At 70.0% G+C, this 22,284-nt stretch carries 22 protein-coding genes and 1 riboswitch; of the genes, 17 read left to right on the top strand and 5 right to left on the bottom strand.

All coding sequences use genetic code 11. The features are described from left to right. Positions 1-256: 256 nt before the first annotated feature. The 9 genes from WA967_RS02075 (at position 257) to WA967_RS02035 (ending at position 6,707) form a co-directional block, all read left to right on the top strand. On the top strand, positions 257-574 hold the full coding sequence (locus tag WA967_RS02075) for a hypothetical protein (protein ID WP_424419239.1): 318 nt from the start codon (positions 257-259) through the stop codon (positions 572-574). Position 575: 1 nt separating this feature from the next. Further along, positions 576-983 carry a phage holin family protein gene (locus WA967_RS02070; protein WP_424419238.1) on the top strand — a complete coding sequence of 136 codons (408 nt, stop codon included), beginning with the start codon at positions 576-578 and terminating at the stop codon, positions 981-983. Next, entirely contained in the window at positions 970-1,257 is a 288-nt protein-coding gene (locus tag WA967_RS02065) for a hypothetical protein (protein WP_424419237.1), read from the top strand. Before WA967_RS02070 ends, WA967_RS02065 begins: the two co-directional genes overlap by 14 nt. A 75-nt stretch (positions 1,258-1,332) precedes the next feature. Continuing rightward, positions 1,333-2,025: a hydrogen peroxide-dependent heme synthase gene (gene hemQ / locus WA967_RS02060; protein WP_424419236.1), complete on the top strand. Its 693-nt coding sequence runs from the start codon at positions 1,333-1,335 to the stop codon at positions 2,023-2,025. Next, positions 2,022-3,002 carry a hydroxymethylbilane synthase gene (hemC, locus tag WA967_RS02055; RefSeq protein ID WP_424419235.1) on the top strand — a complete coding sequence of 327 codons (981 nt, stop codon included), beginning with the start codon at positions 2,022-2,024 and terminating at the stop codon, positions 3,000-3,002. Before hemQ ends, hemC begins: the two co-directional genes overlap by 4 nt. Before the next feature lie 10 nt (positions 3,003-3,012). Next, a complete protein-coding gene (locus WA967_RS02050; protein ID WP_424419234.1) occupies positions 3,013-3,810 on the top strand; it encodes a uroporphyrinogen-III synthase in 798 nt (265 codons plus the stop codon). Then, positions 3,807-4,784 carry a porphobilinogen synthase gene (hemB, locus tag WA967_RS02045; protein ID WP_424419233.1) on the top strand — a complete coding sequence of 326 codons (978 nt, stop codon included), beginning with the start codon at positions 3,807-3,809 and terminating at the stop codon, positions 4,782-4,784. Before WA967_RS02050 ends, hemB begins: the two co-directional genes overlap by 4 nt. Positions 4,785-4,845: 61 nt before the next feature. Continuing rightward, positions 4,846-6,168 (top strand): glutamate-1-semialdehyde 2,1-aminomutase, encoded by a 1,323-nt coding sequence (hemL, locus tag WA967_RS02040; RefSeq protein ID WP_424419232.1) that lies wholly within the window; start codon positions 4,846-4,848, stop codon positions 6,166-6,168. 92 nt (positions 6,169-6,260) lie between these two features. Continuing rightward, complete coding sequence (locus WA967_RS02035) at positions 6,261-6,707, top strand: hypothetical protein (RefSeq protein WP_298862973.1); 447 nt, start codon at positions 6,261-6,263, stop codon at positions 6,705-6,707. 13 nt (positions 6,708-6,720) lie between these two features. On the opposite strand, the gene WA967_RS02030 is transcribed toward WA967_RS02035, so the two are convergent. Continuing rightward, positions 6,721-8,670 (bottom strand): ATP-binding cassette domain-containing protein, encoded by a 1,950-nt coding sequence (locus tag WA967_RS02030; RefSeq protein ID WP_424419231.1) that lies wholly within the window; start codon positions 8,668-8,670, stop codon positions 6,721-6,723. Positions 8,671-8,782: 112 nt separating this feature from the next. On the opposite strand from WA967_RS02030, the gene WA967_RS02025 reads away from it, so the two are divergent. Then, positions 8,783-9,841: an enoyl-CoA hydratase/isomerase family protein gene (locus WA967_RS02025; RefSeq protein ID WP_424419230.1), complete on the top strand. Its 1,059-nt coding sequence runs from the start codon at positions 8,783-8,785 to the stop codon at positions 9,839-9,841. Positions 9,842-9,844: 3 nt separating this feature from the next. On the opposite strand, the gene WA967_RS02020 is transcribed toward WA967_RS02025, so the two are convergent. Next, complete coding sequence (locus tag WA967_RS02020) at positions 9,845-11,002, bottom strand: glycosyltransferase family 4 protein (RefSeq protein ID WP_424419229.1); 1,158 nt, start codon at positions 11,000-11,002, stop codon at positions 9,845-9,847. A 182-nt stretch (positions 11,003-11,184) separates the two neighbouring features. Here WA967_RS02020 and WA967_RS02015 point away from each other — a divergent pair, with 182 nt between their 5' ends. Next, positions 11,185-12,912 carry an ABC transporter ATP-binding protein gene (locus tag WA967_RS02015; RefSeq protein ID WP_424419228.1) on the top strand — a complete coding sequence of 576 codons (1,728 nt, stop codon included), beginning with the start codon at positions 11,185-11,187 and terminating at the stop codon, positions 12,910-12,912. Further along, positions 12,909-15,089: an ABC transporter ATP-binding protein gene (locus WA967_RS02010; RefSeq protein WP_424419227.1), complete on the top strand. Its 2,181-nt coding sequence runs from the start codon at positions 12,909-12,911 to the stop codon at positions 15,087-15,089. Before WA967_RS02015 ends, WA967_RS02010 begins: the two co-directional genes overlap by 4 nt. 127 nt (positions 15,090-15,216) lie before the next feature. Here the strand turns inward: WA967_RS02010 and WA967_RS02005 are convergent, their stop codons facing one another. Then, entirely contained in the window at positions 15,217-16,797 is a 1,581-nt protein-coding gene (locus WA967_RS02005; RefSeq protein ID WP_424419226.1) for a D-alanyl-D-alanine carboxypeptidase family protein, read from the bottom strand. 43 nt (positions 16,798-16,840) lie between these two features. Continuing rightward, a riboswitch (TPP riboswitch) is annotated at positions 16,841-16,952 on the top strand. Here WA967_RS02005 and WA967_RS02000 point away from each other — a divergent pair. The 3 genes from WA967_RS02000 to WA967_RS01990 all read left to right on the top strand — a co-directional run bounded on the left by WA967_RS02000 (position 16,943) and on the right by WA967_RS01990 (position 19,817). Next, complete coding sequence (locus WA967_RS02000; RefSeq protein WP_424419225.1) at positions 16,943-17,578, top strand: ECF transporter S component; 636 nt, start codon at positions 16,943-16,945, stop codon at positions 17,576-17,578. Its footprint overlaps the riboswitch before it by 10 nt. A 2-nt stretch (positions 17,579-17,580) precedes the next feature. After that, positions 17,581-19,038 (top strand): ABC transporter ATP-binding protein, encoded by a 1,458-nt coding sequence (locus tag WA967_RS01995; protein ID WP_424419224.1) that lies wholly within the window; start codon positions 17,581-17,583, stop codon positions 19,036-19,038. Continuing rightward, positions 19,035-19,817, top strand: a complete 783-nt coding sequence (locus WA967_RS01990; protein ID WP_424419223.1) for an energy-coupling factor transporter transmembrane component T family protein — start codon at positions 19,035-19,037, stop codon at positions 19,815-19,817. The genes WA967_RS01995 and WA967_RS01990 overlap by 4 nt, the downstream gene beginning before the upstream one ends. 72 nt (positions 19,818-19,889) lie before the next feature. Here WA967_RS01990 and WA967_RS01985 read toward each other — a convergent pair whose 3' ends face one another. Beyond that, complete coding sequence (locus WA967_RS01985) at positions 19,890-20,252, bottom strand: DUF488 domain-containing protein (RefSeq protein ID WP_424419222.1); 363 nt, start codon at positions 20,250-20,252, stop codon at positions 19,890-19,892. Between the two features lie 124 nt (positions 20,253-20,376). On the opposite strand from WA967_RS01985, the gene WA967_RS01980 reads away from it, so the two are divergent. Together WA967_RS01980 and WA967_RS01975 are read left to right on the top strand one after the other, a co-directional pair. Next, a complete protein-coding gene (locus WA967_RS01980; protein ID WP_424419221.1) occupies positions 20,377-21,138 on the top strand; it encodes an SDR family NAD(P)-dependent oxidoreductase in 762 nt (253 codons plus the stop codon). Positions 21,139-21,181: 43 nt separating this feature from the next. Continuing rightward, a complete protein-coding gene (locus WA967_RS01975) occupies positions 21,182-22,012 on the top strand; it encodes an SDR family oxidoreductase (RefSeq protein ID WP_424419220.1) in 831 nt (276 codons plus the stop codon). 52 nt (positions 22,013-22,064) lie between these two features. Here the strand turns inward: WA967_RS01975 and WA967_RS01970 are convergent, their stop codons facing one another. Beyond that, positions 22,065-22,256 (bottom strand): hypothetical protein, encoded by a 192-nt coding sequence (locus WA967_RS01970; RefSeq protein ID WP_424419219.1) that lies wholly within the window; start codon positions 22,254-22,256, stop codon positions 22,065-22,067. Between the last annotated feature and the right edge of the window lie 28 nt (positions 22,257-22,284).

Here is a 22,284-nt window from a genome sequence, read left to right as displayed (position 1 = left end):
CGGCTGGCCGCCGTCGGCGCGTGGCTGTCCGGCACGGGGCTGGCGCAGGTGATTCCGGATGCCGCCGCCGAGGCCGACCGGTTGCGCGGCGCACTGCTCTGGAACGACTGACGAGGGGCCCCTTACGCCATCCTGGGGCGGTGCGCAAGAGTAGATGCCGAATCGGGCATATGCGACTAGCCTGGAACACGATCGTTCGGGGGCATAGCGGTTCGGCCTTCGGCGAAGACGCCGCAACAAACGTCAGGAGGCTCCCATGAAGGGGAAGATCGGACTCGTCGTCGGACTCGGCGCAGGGTACGTGCTCGGAACGCGGGCAGGACGTGAGCGCTACGAGCAGATCAAGACCCAGTGGCTCAAGCTCTGGCATGCGGATCCCGTGCAGCGGCAGGTGTCGAAGGCGCAGGACTATGCCAAGGCGCAGGCCGCCGCGGTTCCCGGCGCGCTGATCCGCGGTGCCATCGGCCTCGTCTCGCGTGTCTCAGACCCCAACGTCCCCGAGCGCACCCCTGCTGTGCCGAGGCACATGCCGGAGGTGACGCCCGATGCGGCGAAGAAGACCGCAGAGGAGTGAGATGACTCGCGGATACCGCGACCGCGCTGACGACAGTCTGCTCACACTGCTGGGCGATCTGCCCGAGCTGGTGCGCAACCTGGTCACAGCAGAGATCAACGCCGCCAAGGCGTGGCTGTCGCGCACGGCGAAGGATGCCGGGATCGGCAGCCTGTGGTTCGTCGTCGTGCTCTTCCTGCTGTTCTGGGCGATCCCGGTGCTGCTGGCGTTCGCGATCATCGGGCTGGCGTCGTGGTGGCCGGCCTGGCTGGCCGCCCTCGCCGTGTTCGTCTTCCTGCTGATCGCCGTCGTGATCTTCGGCCTGCTGGGCGTGCTGCGGTTCCGCAAGGTCATGCGCCGAGAGAACCCGGGAAAGGCGATCGCCACGGATGTGCGTCTGATGAAGGAGCCCGAAGATGACGAATTCTGACCCTACGCGGCCCGCAGCCCTGCCACGCACGGCCGTTCCCGCCGGGATCGTCGACCCTGTGGCATCCGCCCGCGCCGAGCTGAAAGCGGCGCTGGCCGCCATCGAGATCAAGGGCAACGTGCCTCGCCGCGTGGAGGCGGCGTCGCAGCGCGGCATCCTCAAGGCCCGCGTGTTCGCGCGGCGCAACCCGTTGGGTGCCGCTGTCGCCGTCGCCGGTGTCGCCGCGGTGGTCGGCGGCCTCGTCTGGGTGATCGCCCGCGCCGTCTCCCGCTGATCCCCACAGTTCCCGGCCCTCTAGTCTGTGAGCGGGCGTCAGTCCGCGCATAGTCAGAAGGAGGAGACTGGGAGTATGCCGGAAGTTCGTGAAGACAATCAGTCCGCATCCGCCCGCCAGGGATTCACTCTCTGGGCCGTGTGGCGACGAAACCCCGCCGCGCCGGTCACCGAGACCGACTCGACCGAGATCGAGACCATCGTCGCCGATGTCGAGGCCTCCGGTGTCTCGGTCCGCGGCTTCTACGACGTCGGCGGGCTGAAGGCCGACGCCGACCTCATGGTGTGGCTGCACGGCGAGACCGCCGAGGACTTGCAGCGCGCCCTGCGCCGCCTGCGCCGTACCGAGCTGCTGCACGATCTGCTGCCGGTGTGGAACATCATGGGCGTGCATCGCGACGCCGAGTTCAACCTCAACCACGTACCCGGCTTCATGCGCGGCATCCCGCCCAAGCAGTGGGTCTGCATCTACCCGTTCGTGCGCACGCCCGAGTGGTACCTGGTCGACGAGGCCGACCGCCGCAAGATGCTCGCCGACCACGGTCGCAAGGGCGCCGCGTTCAAGGGCGTCACTGCCAACACTGTCGCCGCGTTCGCGCTGGGCAACTACGAGTGGGTGGTGCCGCTGGAGTCCGATGACCCGGTCGAGCTCGTCGACCTGATGCGCGACCTGCGCTACACCGACGCGCGCCGCTACGTGAAGGAGGAGATCCCCTTCTACACCGGGCGTCGTCTCCGCCTCGACGAGATCGCCGACGTTCTGCAGTGACCACCGCAATCCGGCTCGGCACGCGCCGCAGCGCCCTCGCGCAGGCGCAGTCCGGCCACGTCGCCGATGCGCTGGCGAAGACCGCCGGTCGTCCCGTCGAGCTGGTGCCGATCACCTCGGAGGGCGACACCAACCGCGCGTCGCTCTCCGAGATCGGCGGCACCGGGGTGTTCGCCAACCGGCTGCGCGAGGCGCTCATGGCCGGCGAGTGCGACATCCTCGTGCACTCCCTGAAGGACCTGCCCACCGCTCAGCCCGCCGAGCTGGTCATCGCCGCGACGCCGCTTCGCGAGGACCCGCGCGACGTGGCCATCACCCGCGACGGCACCCCGCTGCACCGGCTGGGGTCGGGCGCGAAGATCGGCACCGGTGCTCCGCGGCGCATCGCGCAGGTGCGCCGTCGCGCGCCGCATGCGCAGGTGATCGACATCCGCGGCAACGTCGACTCGCGCCTGGCGCGGGTGGAGTCCGGTGAACTGGATGCCGTGATCCTGGCCGCCGCGGGCCTGTCGCGCCTGGGCTCGGAGTCCTCCCTGCAGCGCGAGCTGTTGGGGCTCTCGGAGTGGCCGACCGCACCGGGGCAGGGTGCGCTCGCCGTGGAGACCAGGGCCGACGCTGACGCCTCGCTGCTGGCCGCACTGGCCGCGCTGGACGACGAGGACACCCGCATCGCGGTGACCGTGGAGCGCGCGATCCTCGCCGGACTCGAGGCCGGATGCCAAGCGCCGATGGCCGCCCACGCGGCGGTTTCCCGCGACAGCATCCGCGTCCGCGCCGTGGTCTACGAGCCCGACGGACCCCGCCGGATCGGTCTCGACGTCACGGAGTCCCTGAACGGGGGGTATATTCGTCGGAACGGCAGTGGCAACGGAGCGAATGCTGCCGATGGTGCAGACCCGATGCACGCGATCCGCGAAATCGGCATGTCTGCAGCCCATCGGCTGCTCGAACAGGGAGCGGCCGACCTTCTCCCCTGAGAGTGACCAGATGACAGCTTCCGAAACGAAAACCGCCCGGCCGTTGGACGGCTGGCGTGTTCTTGTGCCCCGTGGCGGCCCGTGGGGCGACGGCGTCGCCGCCTCCCTGCGCGCGCAGGGGGCGGTCCCCGTCGTCGCGCCGCTGATCAACTTCGCGCCGACGAACGATCAGAACGCCCTGGACGCCGCGCTCGAGCGCCTGCAGGAGGGTCACTACGACTGGCTCACCGTCACCAGCGCGACGACCGTTGACGTGCTGTTCGCCCATCGGGTGAAGGTGCCCAAGCGCACCAGGATCGCCGCGGTCGGCGAGACCACCGCGACGGCGCTGGCGGCCGTCGGCTACGAGGTGGCGCTCGTTCCGGAGCTCGACAACTCGGCCGCGGGCATGGCCGCGCAGATGATCGCGCTGGAGCCGGAGCCCCGCCGCATCCTCTCCCTGCGCAGCGAGATCGCCAAGCCGGTGCTGTCGGTGTCGCTGGAGGATGCCGGTCACGACGTCGACAGCGTGGTGGCCTACCGCACCGTCGGCGTGCCGGTCACCGACCGCATCCGCCGCGACGTGGAGAACGGCCGCATCAACGCCATCCTCATCACCAGCGGCTCGGTCGCCGGTCAGGTGCGCGAGCAGTTCCCCGAGATCCCCGACACCACGCTGCTGGCGGCCATCGGCCCGCGCACGGCGAAGGATGCCCGCAAGGCGGGCCTGCCCATATCGGCCGTCGCCGACCGGCAGACCGTCGACGCGCTCATCGAGACGGTCTCGCATTTCACCCTTCCGCACGCGTCGGACGAGTTCGCACCGTGAGCCGCTTCCCCGAGACCCGCCTGCGCCGGCTGCGTCAGTCCGCTCCGGTGCGCAGCCTGGTGCGGGAGACCTCGCTCGAGGCCCGCCAGCTGGTGCTGCCGATGTTCGTGCGCGAGGACATCTCCGAGCCCGTCGCCATCGGCTCCATGCCGGGTATCGTGCAGCACTCACTGGACTCACTGCGCCGCGCGGCGGCCGATGCTGCGGAGACCGGCATCGGCGGGGTGATGCTGTTCGGCATCCCCGAGGTGCGCGACGCCGACGGCACGGGCGCGGACGACCCGCACGGCATCCTGAATCTCGCGACCGAGGCCGTCGCCGCCGAGGTGGGCGATGCGCTGGTCGTGCAGACCGACCTGTGCCTGGACGAGTTCACCGACCACGGGCACTGCGGCGTGCTCGATGCATCCGGTGCGGTCGACAATGACGCCACGCTGGACCGCTACCGCTCGATGGCGCTCGCGCAGGCCCGCGCCGGGTCGCAGCTGCTGGGGCTCTCCGGCATGATGGACGGCCAGGTCGCCGCGATCCGCGAGGCGCTCGACACCGAGGGCTTCCACGACACCCTGCTGCTGGCCTACTCGGCCAAGTACGCTTCCGCGTTCTACGGTCCGTTCCGCGAGGCCGTCGACTCGCAGCTGAAGGGCGACCGCCGCACGTACCAGATGGATCCGGGCAATCGCCGCGAGGGTGTGCGCGAGGCGCTGTTCGACGTGGACGAGGGCGCGGACATCGTGATGGTCAAGCCCGCGATGGCGTTCCTGGACGTGCTGCGCGAGGTGCGGGATGCCGTGTACGTGCCGGTGTGGGCCTACCAGGTCTCCGGCGAGTACGCCATGATCGAGGCCGCGGCCGCCAACGGGTGGATCAACCGCGAGGCCGCCATCCTGGAGTCACTGATGTCGATCCGCCGTGCCGGTGCGGATGCTGTGCTGACGTACTGGGCGACCGAGGTCGCCGGCCTGCTGCGCTGACCCGGTGACGGGTCGCCGTCTCTGAGCCGCACGCATAGCCGGCATCCGTAGGCTTGTAGACATGACCGACCGCAATGACACCCTGTTCGACGCCGCCCGTGCGGTGATCCCCGGAGGGGTGAACTCGCCGGTGCGCGCGTACGGCTCGGTGGGCGGCACGCCGCGCTTCCTGGCCTCGGCGCAGGGCGCCAGGGTCACGGATGCCGCAGGCAACGAGTACGTGGATCTGGTCGCCTCCTGGGGTCCGGCGCTGCTTGGGCACGCGCATCCCGAGATCGTGCAGGCGGTGCAGGAGGCCGCAACCCGTGGCCTGTCGTTCGGTGCACCCACTGAGGGCGAGGTCGAGCTGGCCCGCCTCATCGCCGACCGCGTGCAGTACGGGGCCGCCCGCCCGGTCGAGCACGTGCGCATGGTGTCCACCGGCACCGAGGCCACCATGACCGCCATCCGCCTGGCCCGGGGAGTCACCGGCCGCGACCTGCTGGTGAAGTTCGCCGGGCACTACCACGGCCACTCCGACGGGCTGCTGGCGGCCGCCGGCTCCGGCGTCGCCACGCTCGCCCTGCCCGGCACCGCGGGTGTGCCCGCGCCCATCGCCGCGCAGACCCTTGTCATCGACTACAACGACCCCGACGCGCTGGCGGCGGTGTTCGCCGAGCACGGCGACCGCATCGCGGCCGTCATCGTCGAGGCTGCGTCCGCCAACATGGGCGTCGTCGCTCCGTTGCTCGGCTTCAACCGGCTGATCGCCGAGACCGCGCACGCGCACGGCGCGCTGATGATCCTCGACGAGGTGCTCACCGGCTTCCGCGTGCACCCTGCAGGATTCTGGGGACGGCAGCAGCAGGCCGGCGAGCAGTACCTGCCCGACATCATCACCTTCGGCAAGGTCGTCGGCGGGGGGATGCCGCTGGCGGCACTCGGCGGCAGGGCCTCGGTCATGGACATGCTGGCCCCGACCGGCCCCGTCTACCAGGCAGGCACCCTGTCGGGGAACCCGCTGTCGGTGGCCGCGGGAATCGCCACGCTGCGCCTGGCGACGCCGGAGGTGTACGCGAAGGTGGATGCCGCCGCCGACCGCATCGCGACGGCACTGGATCGAGCGCTCACGGATGCCGGTGTCACCCACGCCGTGCCGCGCGCGGGCAGCCTGTTCGGCGTGGCCTTCGCCGCCGAGGCCCCCCGCACCTACGCCCAGGCCCAGGCGCAGGAGTCGTTCCGGTACGCACCGTTCTTCCACAGCATGCGCGAACAGGGCATCGCGCTGCCGCCGAGCGTGTTCGAGGCCTGGTTCCTCACGGCCGCGCACGGTGAGGAGGAGCTCGCCGCCATCGAGGCCGCGCTGCCCGCGGCGACCCGTGCCGCAGCATCCGCCACCGCCTGAGCATCGGGAACTGTCGATCCGCACAACGGATCGTTGCCGCGTTGTGAGCAAGTCGCAGTGATCTCGCAGGGGTGCGCTGGCAGACTGGGGTGATGGTGACGCTCCTGCTGGATCAGACGCGACTCGAGGTCGTGCTGTCCGCCATCGAGCGGGCGTCGACGTTCCACCGCGCGAACCTGCACATCGAGCGCGAGCACATCGTCAAGGTGCAGCTGACCGATGACGCGTGGACCTGGTTGCGGGGCGTCCCGGGGCCGGGCACGTACATCCCAGGCATCCTCGCCGCGGGCACCTGGAAGGGCGCCGGCACCAGAGACTTCGTGCTGATCCGCAAACGCCGGCCCAGCGTCGTGATCGACCTGGAGGGCGACGAGCACTACCAGCGGCTCATCCTCACCACCCGCCACGGCCCGGCGCTCACGCAGGCGCTGCGGCTGGAGGCCGGAGACGAGCCCGCCGACGTGCAGCAGATCGCCACGGGCTCGGTGCCCGTGCAGAAGCCGCGTCAGCGGCCGGTCATCCGCCCGCGCCCGGCCTGACGGCCTGTCGCGGTCAGCCCTGGTGCTGGTCGCCCTCGGCCTGGGGCTCGCCTTCACCCTGGGGCTCGCCTTCGGCGGGCGTTTCCTCCGCCGCGGGCTGCGCCGGCGCATCGCCGTACGGGTAGTCCGGGGCGGGGCCGTCGAAGAACCGGCTGGCCGCGCTCGAGAGCGACGTGCGCATCGCCGCCAGGCGCGGATCCTCGGCGTCGTCGACGACATCGTCCACCACCGACTCGTCGTCGTCCTCATCGGCGAGCGGAGGCGTGAACACCGGGATGGCCTCGGTGGCGGGCGCGGCCGGCTCGGCGTCGTCCGAGGAGGCGGCTGCCGGGATGCCGGTGATCAGCTCTGTGAACGTGAACGAGTCGACGACCTGCGGGTTCGACACCGAGCGGACGGCCTGCGGCAGGATGACGTCGACAGGCTCGTCATGATCGGCATCGATGCTCAGGGCGGGCTCGGAGTGTTCGCCCTCGCCGGTCAGGGTGGGGCTCGGCGCCCACGGCGCGGATACCGCATCGTCCAGGTCGGAGGTCGCAGGATCCCCGGTGGCATCCGGTTCGGCGGCGGGGTTCACGTCGACGTCGGACTCGGTCGCACCCGACTCGGCGGCGGGGTCCACGGACTCGGGAGCGTCTGCGGCGTCCGCATCGGCCGCCGTGTCGTCGTCCTCGTGCTCCGTGTCGCCGCTGTCGGCGACGATGTCCGCTCCACTGGCGGCGTCGCCGTCGTCATCCTGGGCCGTGTCGCCATCGGAGACCGCGTCGTCAAGGTCGCTCTCCTCGGCCGACTGCGTCTCATCCGCGGACTCCTCGTTCGAGGAAGCACCCGCGCCTTCGGCATCCGTCGCGTCGTCGCCGGAAGCGCCTGCGCCTTCGGCATCCGTCGCGTTCGCGTTCTCGGCCGCAGCGACCACGCCCTCCGCAACGGCAGATGCAGCCCCCGCTACCGCGGCACCGGCTGCAGCAGCACCCGCGAGCGCCGTCGCGTCTCCCGTGCCCGTAGCCGCGCCCGCACTCTGCGGCGCGTGCACGACAGGATTGGCGGCCTCACTCAGCTGCGGTCCGCCCGCACGCCCGTAGACCAGGTCGAGGAAGACGTCTTCCAGGCTCGGGCCGCGCTGCTGAAGCAGGGTGAGCGGCACGCCGACGGCAGCCGCGATGGCGCCGACGGTCTTGGCGTCGGAGTTGCGCACGGTGACACCCGAGCGCAGCACGTCGAAGTTGAGCTTCGCGCTCGACAGTGCGGTGATCAGGTGCGCGCGATTCTCGGCATCCACCACGACGGCGGCGCCCCTCGGGTCCTCCAGCGTCTCGATGGGGCCGGAGAACACCGCGTGCCCCTTGGAGAGCACCACCACGTTGTCGGCGACCTGCTCGATCTCGCTGAGCACGTGCGACGAGACCAGCACCGTCCGGCCCTCATCGGCCAGGCGCCGCATCATCAGGCGCATCCAGCGGATGCCCTCGGGGTCCAGACCGTTGGCGGGCTCGTCCAGCACCAGCACGCCCGGGTCGCCCAGCAGGGCGGAGCCCACAGCCAGCCGCTGGCGCATGCCCAGGGAGTAGCTGCCCAGGCGGGTGTCGGCGTCGTCCTGCAGGCCGACCAGGCGCAGCACCTCGTCGACGCGGGACAGCGGGATGTCGTTGGCCTTGGCGGCGATGGTCAGCTGGCGCGTGGCGGTGCGGCGCGGCCGGTAGGCGGCCTCCTCCAGCACGGCGCCCACGGTGCGCAGCGGGTTGCGAAGCTCGGAGTACGCGGTGCCGCCGATCGTGGCGGTGCCGCTGGTGGGGCGGATCTGCCCGAGCAGCATCCGCAGCGAGGTCGTCTTGCCGGCGCCGTTGGGCCCGAGGAAGCCGGTGACGGCGCCCGGCTCCACGCGCACGGACAGCTCGGAGACCGCGGTCACGGTGTTGAATCGCTTCGTGACCCGGTCGAATTCGAGCACCTGTCCTTCGGGCATGGTGTCCTCCCCTGTTGCGGCCAGTTCCTCCTATCTTCTCGGAAAACCCTGTGAATCGATGCTTCCCCCGCAGGAATCCGGTACTTAGGTCGTTCGGAGTAGCCTGACCAGCGTGACCGATGTCGAAGCAGCCACCGTCCTCGTCCGCACCGAGAACTCCCTCGGGCGGATCACTCTGAACCGTCCGCGGGCGATCAACGCGCTGGATCAGGAGATGATCGCGCGCATCACCGAAGCGCTGCACGCCTGGACCTGTGACGCCGACATCGACACCGTGCTCATCGACGGTGAGGGCGAGCGCGGCTTCTGCGCCGGCGGCGACGTGCGCGCCCTGTACGACCACATCGTCGGCGGAAACCCCGGAGGCATCGCCGAGTTCTTCCGCGCCGAGTACGCCATGAACGCCCTGATCGCCGAGTACCCGAAGCCCATCGTGGTCTTCGCCGACGGCATCACCATGGGCGGCGGCATAGGACTTGCCGGTCACGCCGCCGTGCGCATCGTCACCGAGCGCTCGAGGTTGGCCATGCCCGAGACGCGCATCGGCTTCACGCCCGACGTCGGTGGCACCTGGCTGCTGGGCCGTGCACCCGGGCGGCTGGGCGAGTACTTCGGCCTGACCGGGCAGAGCATGACCGGAGCGGATGCCGTGCAGCTCGGCTTCGCCGACCACTACGTCCCCTCCGACCGGCTCGACGCGCTGCGCGAGGCGCTGGCCTGGCGTGCCGACCCGCCCACGCCCAGCGGGATCGTGCTGCTGTTCGACGAGACGCCCGAGACCTCGCCGCTGCTCGCCGCGCGATCGTGGATCGACGAGGCGTTCTCGGCCGACACCGTCGGCGAGATCGTGTCGCGACTGCAGGCGTCCCAGGAGCCGGATGCCGCCGCCGCGCTGGCTGTGCTGGGAGAGCTCGCGCCGACGGGCCTGGCCGTGACGCTGGATGCCGTGCGCGAGGCGCGAGGGATGCACAGCGTGCGCGAGGCGCTGGAGGGCGAGTACCGCCGCATCATGTGGTTCGGCACGCAGTCGGACATGGTCGAGGGCATCCGAGCTCAGCTGATCGACAAGGACCGCAACCCGAAGTGGAACCCGGCGACCATCGCCGATCTGCCCGAGGATGCCGGTGCCGCAGCGCGCGAGTTCGTGCCGGTGGTGCCGCTGTTCGAGTGAGAGTCAGCCCCGCACCGACGCGATGAGCTCCTGCAGTCGTGCGACGTGGGCGGCAGCCACGCGATCGCGAGCGTAGGCGATGGCGCCGTCCCGCGGGGCGTCCAGCAAGGAGCGATCGGCCTCCAGCCGCAGGATCAGGGCTGCCAGGCCCTCGGCATCCGGCGTCGGCGTGCCGAGCGCTGCATCCCCGAACTCCGTCGCCAGCACCGGATCGCTGACGATCACCGGACGGCCGTGCGCGAAGGCTTCGAGCGCCACCATCGGCTGGTTGTCGAAGCCCAGCGAGGTGATGAGCGCGGCATCCGCGGCATCCATCAGCTCCGCCACGCGCTCGCCGGGGACCGGGCCGTGGAACGTGACGCCGGGCACCGGCCGGTGCGTGCCTCCGGCGACATCCAGGTGCACGCGACCCGAACCCACGCGGGCGACGACGGCGCGCATGGCGTCCAGCGCCACCTCCACCCGCTTCTCGGGCGCGAAGCGCGCCACCCACAGCAGCCGCAGCGGGCCGTCGGTTCGCGCGGGCGCGATGGCAAGGGGCTGCGCCACGTTCGAGAACGCCTCCACGCGGCCGGCGCCCGCCTTCCGCAGCGCCTCGGCCTGGTGGCGAGAGGGGGAGAGCACGATGTCGGTGCGCTGCGCGATGCGCAGCGTCATGGTGCGCAGGGCGTTATTGAGCGGATGACTGCCGGAGTAGCGGTCGCCGCTGCGGATGCCGGTCAGCGCGGAGTGCACGCGCGAGACCACCGGCGCGAAGGGGGAGAGCACCGCGGGTGCGCTCCAGAAGAAGGTGTGCACGGTATGCAGCACGGGGATGCCGAGCATCCTTCCGACGGCGAGAGCGGCGGCTGCCAGCGCGAACTCGGAGTGCACGATGATCGCGCCCACATCGTGCCTGCGCACGGTCGCCGCCACCAGGGGCTCCAGGTCGCGGGCCCTGCCCAGCAGCGGCAGGTCCAGCACGGGGATCCTCCCGCGCTGAGGAGGAGCGACGGTGGTCACGCCCTGGGTGGTCAGTTCACCGGCATCCGGCGCCAGCACCACCACCGCAACACCCTCGGCAGCGAGCGCCTGCGCCTGCCGGACGAATGCCGTCTGCGCTCCGCCCAGATACGCCAGCGAATAGTCGCACACCAGCAGGACGGCAGAAGCGGATCGCATGCCTGCGAGTCTATTCGCGGGCATCTCCGCGATTCTTCGATGCTGTCCAGGAAATCGTGTGGCATGGAGAGTCCGTTCGCCTTCAGTGAAAGTCCTCCTTCAGGGGGATACGGATGTCGGTGCTTCGTGGCACTCTGTCATGTGGCCCTCTGTCGGCCCTGATCCCAAAAGGAAGTCCGCCTGTGCTGGGAAAACTCCTCGTCCGCTATCTCGCCAGATACAGATGGCTGCTGCTGGTCATCGTCCTGCTGCAGTTCGCCAGTGTCATGGCGTCGCTCAACCTGCCTCAGCTGAACGCCGACATCATCAACAACGGTGTCGCCAAGGCCGACATCGGCTACATCTGGAGCCACGGCGGCCTCATGCTGCTGGTCTCGCTCGGCCAGATCCTCGCGTCGATCTTCGCGACCTTCTTCGCAGCCCGCATGGCCATGGCCGCCGGCCGTGACATGCGCGCCGACGTGTTCGCGCGCGTGAGCGGCTTCTCCGAGCGCGAGGTGGCGCAGTTCGGCGCCGGCTCGCTGATCACCCGCAACACCAACGACGTGCAGCAGGTGCAGATGCTGGCCATGATGGGCGCGACGATGTTCGTCACGGCGCCCCTGCTGGCCATCGGCGGCATCATCATGGCCGTGCGCCAGGATGTCGGGCTGAGCTGGCTGATCGCCGTCTCGGTGCCCGCTCTGCTGATCATCGCGCTGCTGATCATCGGCCGCATGGTGCCGCTGTTCCGCGCCAACCAGCGCAAGCTCGATGCCGTCAACAGCATCATGCGCGAACAGCTCACCGGCGTGCGCGTGGTTCGCGCCTTCGTGCGCGAGCGCATCGAGGAGCGCCGCTTCCGCGAGGTCAACACAGACCTGATGGTGCTCGGCCGCAACATCGGCTCGCTGTTCGTGCTGATGTTCCCGCTGTTCATGCTGGTGCTCAACGTCACCGTCGTGGCCGTGATCTGGTTCGGCGGACGGGAGATCAACGCCGGCAATGCCGAGGTCGGCACGATCTTCGCGTTCATGCAGTACATCGGCCAGATCATGATGGGCATCATCATGTCCAGCTTCATGGCCATGATGATCCCGCGCGCGGCCGTCTCCGCCGAGCGCGTGGGCGAGGTTCTGGATGCCGAGTCCTCCATGACCCGCCCCGAGAACGGCGTGGCCGAGTTCCCGGCTCCTGGCGCCGTGAAGTTCGAGAACGTCGAGTTCACCTACCCGGGCGCCGAGGTGCCGGTGCTCACCGACATCAGCTTCCACGCGGAGCCCGGCGAGACGGTCGCCATCATCGGGTCGACAGGTTCCGGCAAGACCACGCTGATCTCGCTGATCCCGCGCCTGTTCGACGTGACGGGCGGCTCCGTCAGCATCGGCGGCGTCGACGTGCGCGACGCCGACCTCGACCACCTGTGGCAGGGCATCGGCCTGATCCCGCAGCGTCCGTTCCTGTTCGCCGGCACCGTGGCATCCAACCTGCGCTACGGGCGCGGGGAGGCCACCGACGAGGAGCTCTGGAAGGCCCTCGAGATCGCCCAGGGTCGCGACTTCGTCGAGGAGATGCCCGAGCAGCTGGAGTCGCACATCTCCCAGGGCGGCACCAACGTCTCCGGCGGTCAGCGCCAGCGCCTGGCCATCGCCCGCGCCATCGTTCACCAGCCGCGCATCCTCGTCTTCGACGACTCGTTCTCCGCACTGGATCTGACCACCGATGCGAGATTGAGGCAGGCGCTATGGCGCGAGCTTCCGGATGTGACCAAGATCGTCGTCGCTCAGCGCGTGTCGACCATCACGGATGCCGACCGCATCGTCGTCCTCGACGACGGCAAGGTGGTGGGCGTCGGCACGCACGACGATCTGCTGGCCTCCAGCGAGACCTACAAGGAGATCGTCGTGTCGCAGCTGGGGGTGGACGCATGAGTGGTGCATCGACGAGTTCAGGGACCCGGTCCAAGGCCGAGATGACCGAGGCCGAGAGGGAAGAGGCCGAGCAGGCCGAGAAGGCCCGCCAGCACGGCGGGGGAATGTTCGACGGCCCTGCACCGGGCAAGGCCGACCACTTCGGGCCCAGCTTCCGCCGCATGATCGGGCTGCTCAAGCCCTCGGCCGGCTGGTTCGCGTTCGTGTCGGTGCTCGGCGCGATCGGCGTCGTGCTCTCGGTGGCTGCCCCGAAGATCCTGGGCCGGGCGACCGACATCGTCTACGAGGGCTTCATCTCGAAGACCCTCGGCGAGGGCGGTACCGCGTTCCCGAAGGGCACGACCCGGGATCAGGTCGTCGAGGCGCTGCGCCAGGCGAAGCAGGGCACCTTCGCCGACATGGTCGCCGCGATGGACCCGTTCAAGGTCGGCGACGGTGTGGACTTCGAAGCGCTGCGCTGGATCATCGTGGCAGTGCTCGGCATCTACGTCGTCTCCTCGATCCTCAGCTGGCTGCAGGGCTACGTGATCAACGTGATCATGGTGCGCACCATGTGGCGGCTCCGCGAAGACGTCGAGGCGAAGATCAACCGCCTGCCGCTGTCCTACTTCGACAAGGTGCAGCGTGGCGAGCTCATCTCGCGCGTGACCAACGACATCGACAACATCACGCAGACCATGCAGCAGTCGCTCTCCGGAGCGCTGACCAGCGTGCTGACCGTGGTCGGCGTGCTGATCATGATGTTCTCCATCTCGTGGCAGCTGGCGCTGGTGGCGCTCGTCTCGCTGCCGCTGATGGCCGTCATCTTCGGCGTGATCGGCCCGCGCTCGCAGAAGGCCTTCGGCATCCAGTGGCGCAAGGTCGGCCGCCTGAACGCCCGCGTCGAGGAGGCCTTCTCAGGTCACGCCCTCGTCAAGGTGTTCGGTCGCGAGCAGGACGCGCTCGACGGCTTCCAGGCCGAGAACGAGGAGCTGTTCCAGGCCAGCTTCAAGGCGCAGTTCCTGTCGGGCATCATCATGCCCGCCATGATGTTCATCGGGAACCTGCAGTATGTGGGCATCGCCGTGCTGGGCGGACTGATGGTCGCGAACGGCGGTCTGAAGCTCGGAGACGTGCAGGCGTTCATCCAGTACTCGCAGCAGTTCAGCCAGCCGCTGAGCGAGCTCGGCGGCATGGCCGCTGTCGTGCAGTCCGGCACGGCATCCGCGGAGCGGGTGTTCGACTTCCTGGACGCCGACGAACAGGAGCCGGACGACGAGGACGCACCCACCGTGAACGGCGGCAAGGGCGTCATCGAGTTCGAGCACGTGGCGTTCTCGTACAGCCAGGACCGTCCGCTGATCACCGACCTGTCGTTCCGGGTGGAGCCGGGTCAGACGGTGGCCATCGTCGGGCCGACCGGTGCCGGCAAGACCACGCTGGTCAACTTGATCATGCGGTTCTACGAGCTGGACTCCGGCCGGATCCTGCTCGACGGTCAGGACATCGCCGAGATGACCCGTCCCGATCTGCGCAGTCGCACCGGCATGGTGCTGCAGGACCCGTGGCTGTTCGGCGGCACGATCCGCGAGAACATCCGGTACGGCAGCGAGAACGCCACCGACGACGAGATCGTGGCGTCGGCAGAGGCGACCTACGTCGACCGATTCGTGCACTCCCTGCCCGAGGGCTACGACACGGTGCTCGACGAGGAGGCGTCCAACGTCTCCGCCGGTGAGCGCCAGCTGATCACGATCGCCCGTGCGTTCGTGGCACAGCCGTCGATCCTCATCCTCGACGAGGCCACCAGCGCCGTCGACACCCGCACCGAGCTGCTGCTGCAGCACGCCATGGCGGCACTCCGTCAGGGGCGCACCTCGTTCGTGATCGCGCACCGCCTGTCGACGATCCGCGACGCCGACCTCATCCTCGTGATGGAGCACGGCGACATCGTCGAGCAGGGCGACCACGACGAGCTGATCGCCAAGCAGGGCGCCTACTGGCGGCTGTACCAGTCGCAGTTCGAGCAGGCCGCCACGGACATCGATGCAGAGGACGCGCTCACCGGCTCCGCACCGGTCATCGTCACCGGAGAGGCGGAGGCCGAAGAGGCCATCGCCGAGTCTGCGGATGCCGTGCAGCTGGCCGAGGCCGTCCGCGAGGCCGAGTCCGCGGCATCCGATCCCGACCGGGCCTGAACCGCCGACCGGGCCTGAACCGGCGAATCAGCGCGAAGGCGCCAGTCCCACACCGGGACTGGCGCCTTCATCGTCTGCGGAACCGCGTGGGGAGCGGCTCAGCGGAACCGCCGGCGCGAGCCTGCGGTCAGCTCTTGTCGAGGCCGAACAGCTCCATCGGATGCGTCAACCGCCACCAGGCGGTCGGCTCGGCGATCGTCTTGGCCAGCGACACGCGGGTCTTCGCGGCGTTGACCGGGCCCTTCGCGTCGAGGGAGCCGGCCTTCGCGCCGGCCTTCGTCGACGCCCCGAGCTCCAGAGTCGTGGTCGCGGTCGCCGTCGCCCCGTTCCACAGCACGACCCTCGTGTCGTCATCCGTCACGATGTCGCTCTTCGCACCCCACGGGGTCTCGACGCTCCCGACGACGGCGCCCTTCGGCACGGCCACCGGCTGGTCGGTGAGCGACTTCTCCGCCTCGGCCAGCAGCGAGCGCGTGACTGCGAGGCGATCGGCGTTGCTGTTCTGCCCGAGCACCGACGCGAACAGGCGCACGGTGGTGCCGTTCACGGTCACGTCCTTCGCGGTGAGCAGGTTCCAGTGCGTGAGGGTTCCGGTCTTGATGCCGACCACTCCGGGGTCGTCGAGCATCTGGTTCGTGTTGGTGACCGTGCCGACGCCGGGGATCTCCGCCGAGCGGGTGCTGACGATCTCCGCGAACACCGGGTTGCGCATCGCGACCTCACCCAGCCGCAGCAGCGCCTCGGGCGAGGAGACGTTGTTCTTGTCGAAACCGGATGGGCTGTCCAGGGTCATGCCCTCGATGCCCTTGCTGTGCAGCCAGGCCGCCGCCGCGTCGGCGAAGCCGCGCTCCGAGCCCCAGATCTCGCCGGCGAGACGGTCGATGTAGTTGTTGGCCGAGCCCAGCAGCACGCCCTGCAGCATCTGGTACTCGGTCAGGCTGCCGCCCACCGGCACATCCAGCGATGACTGGTTCTCGCGGCGGTACTGCTGGAAATCGCGCTGATCCGCGCGAGTGAACTGGTAGCTGGGACCCTGCTCGCCGACCTTCAATGGCAGCTTCTCCAGGACCATCGAGACCGTGGCGACCTTGGTGATGCTGGCGATCTCGTCGCGCTCCGTGGTGGAGGCGAGCGGCGTCATGCCCTGCACGGAGACCGACGCACTGCCTCTGCCGGGCCAGGAGACCGTGGCCGCGGGCGACGGCGCGATCTCCACCGGCACGGACTGCACCGTGGGTGGGACGTTGTCCAACGGCACCAGCAGCGTGCCGCCCACGTAGGTCGCGCACATCCCCGCCATCACGATGATGGGGACGAGGAGCCGGATGCGGCGGCCGGCCGCAGGCAGGTGGACACCGGCGAACAGCGACGGCGCGGAGTCGTCGGCCGCCGCCGGCGAACCGGTGACGGTCCGCGGGTCGAGCCAGGTCAATGCGGTGGTCGGATGCTCGGCATCCGCCCAGCTCGTGACCGAATCCGACTTCGGTGCAGGCTCCGCCTCCGCAGTGAGGTCGCTGAGGACGTCGGGCTCCGTCTGGCCGGGCGTCTGTGGCGCGGTCAGTTCGTCCAGGGCTACCGGCCGTGTCACGACCTCCGGGGTGGCGTCCGTCTCGGGGGCGAAGAGAGTTCCGGATTCGTCGCCGCGGCTCGCGCGCTCGCGCAGTGCACGGCGCGTCGGAGGACGCGTGGAGTCGGGGGGGACGGTCACGCGATACACGCTATCAACCGATCCCCGACACGGCTAAGATGGAGCGCATAACCACGGGAGTCCGGTGTGCCGGGCTGAGAGGAAGCGAACCGCGCTTCGACCGTCGAACCTGATCCGGATCATGCCGGCGCAGGGAGGAGTTCAGATGAGTACGTCCGTATCCGCTGCGGCTCAGACCGCCACGACGACCCGCCGCTCGACCTGGCGCGTCGTCGACATCGTCGTGGCCGCCGTTCTCGGCGTCGCCGTCGGCCTGGTCTTCTGGGGCTGGAACGCCGTCGGCGGCGCCTGGTTCTCGGCCGCCGACGCCCTGACGCCCGGCCTCGGCGGCATCGCCGTCGGCATCTGGCTGATCGGCGGGTTGATCGGCGGCCTGGTGATCCGCAAGCCGGGAGCCGCGCTCGTCGTCGAGGTCGTCGCCGCCATCATCTCGATGCTCATCGGCAACGTCTGGGGTGTCTCCACGGTGCTCTCCGGCATCGTGCAGGGCCTGGGCGCCGAGCTGGTCTTCGCGCTGTTCCTGTACCGCCGGTTCACCCTGCCGGTGGCCATGCTGGCCGGTGTGGGCGCGGGCGCTGCGGCGTGGATCTTCGAGATGTTCTACGGCTCGTCGCCGAACTTCCTGAAGTCGTTCGAGTTCAACGCCATCTATCTGGGAACGCTCGTCGTCTCCGGCGCGCTGCTGGCGGGCCTGGTCGGCTGGCTGCTGGTGCGGGCGCTGGCGTCCACCGGTGCACTGAGCCGGTTCGCCGCCGGGCGGGAAGCCCGCCAGGAGGTCTGAGCATGGCCGCTCCTGCTCGCGTCACCGCGAACGGGTGGGGCTGGCGTTACGCCGGGCGCAAGCTGCCGGCCGTCAGCGACGTATCGTTCACGATCGAGCCCGGCGAGCGCGTGCTGCTGCTCGGGGCCTCCGGGGCGGGCAAGTCCACGCTGCTGGCGGGCCTCGCCGGTGTCCTGGGCGATGCCGACGAGGGGGAGCGCTCCGGCACCCTTGTCGTCGACGGCGCGGTTCCCGAGTCCCGTCGCGGGGCGATCGGGCTGGTGCTGCAGGATCCGGATGCCGGAGTCGTGCTCTCCAAGGTGGGCGACGACGTCGCCTTCGGCTGCGAGAACCTCGGCATCCCGGCATCCGAGATCCCCTCTCGCGTGGCCGGCGCGCTCGACGAGGTGGGCCTCGACGTGCCGCTGGATCGGCCGACCAAGGAGCTCTCCGGTGGTCAGAAGCAGCGCCTTGCGCTGGCCGGGGTCCTGGCCATGCGCCCGGGTCTGCTGCTGCTGGACGAGCCCACCGCCAATCTCGACCCCGCGGGCGTGCGCGAGGTGCGCGAGAGCGTGGGGCGCATCCTCGATGACACCGGCGCCACGCTCGTCGTCGTCGAGCACCGCACGGGGATCTGGGCCGACCTGCTCACCCGCGTGATCGTGCTGGCCGCCGACGGCGGCCTGCTGGCCGACGGCACCCCGGCCGAGGTGTTCGGACGCCACGGCGACGAGCTGGCGGATGCCGGCGTGTGGGTCCCGGGGCGCAGCATCCCGCTTCCCTCACTGGGGCCGGCGGACGTGGGGGCGGGTGCCGTGCTGACCACACGTGCCCTGGCGGTGTCCCGCGACCGGCGCACTCCCGTGCAGGCGGGGCTCGACCTGCGCATCCCGCGCGGGGCGGCGACTGTGATCGCCGGGCCCAACGGCGCCGGCAAGTCCACCCTCGCGCTGACGCTGGCAGGGCTCCTGCCCGAGCTCAGGGGCGAGGTGACCGCGGCATCCGATCTGGCCGGGCGCTCGGGCGTCCGCCCCTCGAGGTGGGCGTCGCGCGAGCTGCTCACCCGCATCGGCACGGTGTTCCAGGAACCCGAGCACCAGTTCCTGGCGCGCACTCTTCGCGACGAGCTGGCCGTGGGACCCCGTGCGCTGGGCAAGACCGAGGCCGAGGCGAACGCCATCGCGGATGACCTGCTCGAGCGCCTGCAGCTCGCACCACTGGCGATGGCCAACCCGTTCACGCTCAGCGGCGGGCAGAAGCGCCGGCTCTCGGTCGCCACGGTCCTGGCATCCGCTCCGCAGGTGATCGTGCTCGACGAGCCCACCTTCGGGCAGGACCGGCGCGGCTGGATCGGCATCGTCGAGTTGCTGCAGGAGGAGATTGCCGCGGGCCGCACGATCATCGCGGTCAGTCACGACGACGCCGTACTGCGCCACCTCGGCGGGCAGCGGCTGGAGCTCGGGGCGGAGGCGGCACGATGACCGCCGTCAGGACCGAGACGCGGGCCGCCTGGCTGGACGGAGTGAACCCGGTCACCAGGATCGTGATGGCGCTGCTGCTGTCGATCCCGCTGTTCGCGTCGATCGATCCCGTCAGTGCCGTGGTCGCCATCGGGCTGCAGCTGCTGTGCCTGCCGCTGACCGGGCTGCGCGTGCGCACCGTGCTGCTGCGGATGCTGCCCATCGTGATCTTCTCGCCGCTGGCGGGGATCAGCATGCTGCTGTATGCCAAACCGGAGGGCGTCGTCTACGGGCAGTTCGGGGTGGCGACGGTCAGCGACGGCTCGATCGCGCTGGCCGTCTCGGTGACCGTGCGCGTGATCGCCCTGGGCCTGCCGGCCATCCTGCTGTTCGGCCGCTCCGACCCCACCGAGCTCGGCGACGCGCTCGCGCAGGTCGCGCACCTGCCCAGCCGGTTCGTGCTGGGAGTGCTGGCAGGAACGCGGATGCTGGGACTGTTCCTCGATGACTGGCGCACCATGACCCTCGCCCGCCGCGCCCGCGGCGTCGGCGACCGTGGCGCGATCCGGCGCTTCTTCTCGATGGCGTTCGTGCTGCTGGTGTTCGCCGTGCGCCGCGGCACCAAACTGGCCATGGCGATGGAGGCGCGCGGGTTCGGCTCCGACACCCCCCGTACCTGGTCCAGGCCCTCCCGACTGCACCCGCGCGATGCGGTGGCGCTGCTGGGCGGCGCGGGGATCATGCTGCTGGCGATCGCGGCGGCCGTCGCGACGGGAGCCTTCCGGTTCGTCTGGAGCTGAGGGGGCCGCTCTGAGAGGATGCCGCCATCTCGCGCACGCGGTCCGGGATCGGAACGGCGGATGCCGGGATGCTCACTCTCCGAGCATCTGCCTGAGGATCGGCTCGAGCACGACGGCGTGGTTGTGCTCGGTGTCGTTCACGGCGTAGACGAGGGTGATGACGGGGTGCTTGCGCAGCTCGTCGACGAGCTCCTGCAGCGCCTGCGCGTCCTCGTTCTCGAGCTCGGCGCGGTAGCGCGCGGCGTTCGTCGCGAAGTCGGCGTCCGGTGCATGCCATTCGTGGCGCAGCGCGGTGCTCGGGGCGATGCCCTTCGCCCACAGGTCGATGGCCGCGCGCTCCTTCGAGACGCCCCGCGGCCACAGCCGGTCGATGAGAACGCGGAACCCGTCTTCGGCTGAGGCATTGTCATAAGCTCGTTTGCGACGAAGTTCCATAGCTTCAGCATCCACCTCGGCTTCCGATCCCGCTAGTTGCGAGACTGGGAACCACGTATGCTGAGACTCAGTCGCAACCTCGGTGCGATGCATCGTCGGTGCAGTGCCGTTCGAAGGAGAACACATGCAGATCACGGGACAGGGCGCGCTCATCACGGGCGGCGCCAGCGGCCTCGGCCTGGCCACCGCCCGTCGGCTGGCCGCCGCGGGCGCGCAGGTCACCATCGTCGACCTCCCCACGTCAGCGGGAGAGGAGATCGCCGCAGAGCTGGGCGGGCTGTTCGCACCCGCCGATGTGACCAGTGTCGAACAGGTCGCCGCGGCCGTGGCATCCGCTCGTGCGATCGCACCGCTGCGCGTGGTCGTCAACTGCGCGGGAATCGCGCCGCCCGCCAAGGTGCTCGATCGCGAGGGCAACCCGACCGACCTGGCGGCGTTCGAGCGGATCATCCGCATCAACCTCATCGGCACGTTCAATGTCATCTCCCAGGCATCCGCCGTCATCGCCCAGCAGGAGCCGACCGAGGGCGGCGACCGCGGCGTGATCGTCTCGACCGCCAGCGTCGCGGCCTTCGACGGGCAGATCGGCCAGCCCGCGTATTCCGCGTCGAAGGGCGGCGTGCACGCCATGACGCTGCCGATCGCCCGCGAGCTGGCGCGCTACGGCATCCGGGTGTGCACCATCGCTCCGGGCATCATGGAGACCCCCATGCTGGCCGGCCTCCCGCAGGCCGCGCAGGACTCGCTGGGCACGCAGGTGCCGTACCCGCAGCGCTTGGGCAGGCCCGACGAGTACGCCGCGCTGGTGGAGCACATCGTCGCCAACGGGTACCTCAACGGCGAGACGATCCGCCTCGACGGGGCCATCCGCATGGCGCCGAAGTGAGCACTCGCCCGAAGCAAGCACTCGCCCGAATCTAGGAGACCTCATGACCCTGGCAGGAAAGACCATCCTCATGTCGGGCGGCAGCCGCGGCATCGGCCTGGCCATCGCGCTGCGCGCGGCGGCCGACGGCGCGAACGTCGCGATGCTCGCCAAGACCGACACCCCGCATCCCAAGCTCGAGGGCACCGTGCACACCGCCGCCGACGCCATCCGCGCCGCAGGGGGCAACGCGCTGGCCATCGTGGGCGACGTGCGCAGCGACGACGACATCACCGGTGCGGTGCTGAAGACGCAGGGCGAGTTCGGCGGTATCGACATCGTCATCAACAACGCCAGCGTCATCGACCTGTCGCGCTCTGCCGACCTGGCCGCGAAGAAGTACGACCTGATGCAGGACGTCAACGTCAGAGGCACGTTCATGCTGTCCCGCGCCGCGGTTCCCCTGCTGAAGGATGCGCCCAACCCGCACATCCTCTCGCTCTCGCCGCCGCTGAACATCACGCCCAAGTGGCTGGGAGCGCACACCGGCTACACGCTGGCGAAGTACGGCATGACCATGGCCACGCTGGGCCTGGCGGCGGAGTTCGCGGATGCCGGCATCGCCGCCAACACGCTCTGGCCGCGCACCACCATCGCCACGGCCGCCGTGCAGAACCTGCTGGGCGGCGACCGCGTGATGGCGGCCAGTCGCACTCCCGAGATCTACGCGGATGCGGCGTACGAGGTGCTCACGACGCCCTCGCGCGAACGCACCGGTCAGACGTTGGTCGTCGAGGACGTGCTGGCGGATGCCGGCATCACCGACCTCTCGAAGTACGCGGCAGTTCCTGGTACCCCGGACGATCGGCTGTTCCCGGACATCTTCCTGGACTGAGTCAGGCATACCGGCGTCGCCGGGACGAGCGGGCTGCTCGACCTGGAGCCGTTCAGAACAGCAGGTACACGGCACCGAGCACCGTCAGCACGATCACGAGACGATCGAAGAGCTGCTGGCGCATCCGCTCGGCCAGGCGGATGCCGATCAGCGCACCGACCACGACCAGCGGGGCGAGCGCCAGATCCATCAGCAGGACGGATGGGGTGAACAGGCCGAGCCCGGCGAGGAACGGCACCTTCACGAGGGAGTCCTCACCGTGCGACTGCTGG

Origin of the sequence: Microbacterium sp., from assembly GCF_049650565.1 — a bacterium.
Classification (GTDB): Bacteria; Actinomycetota; Actinomycetes; order Actinomycetales; family Microbacteriaceae; genus Microbacterium.
The sequence above is the reverse complement of the archived record's forward strand: the minus strand, read 5'-3'. Positions and strand labels throughout refer to the sequence as shown.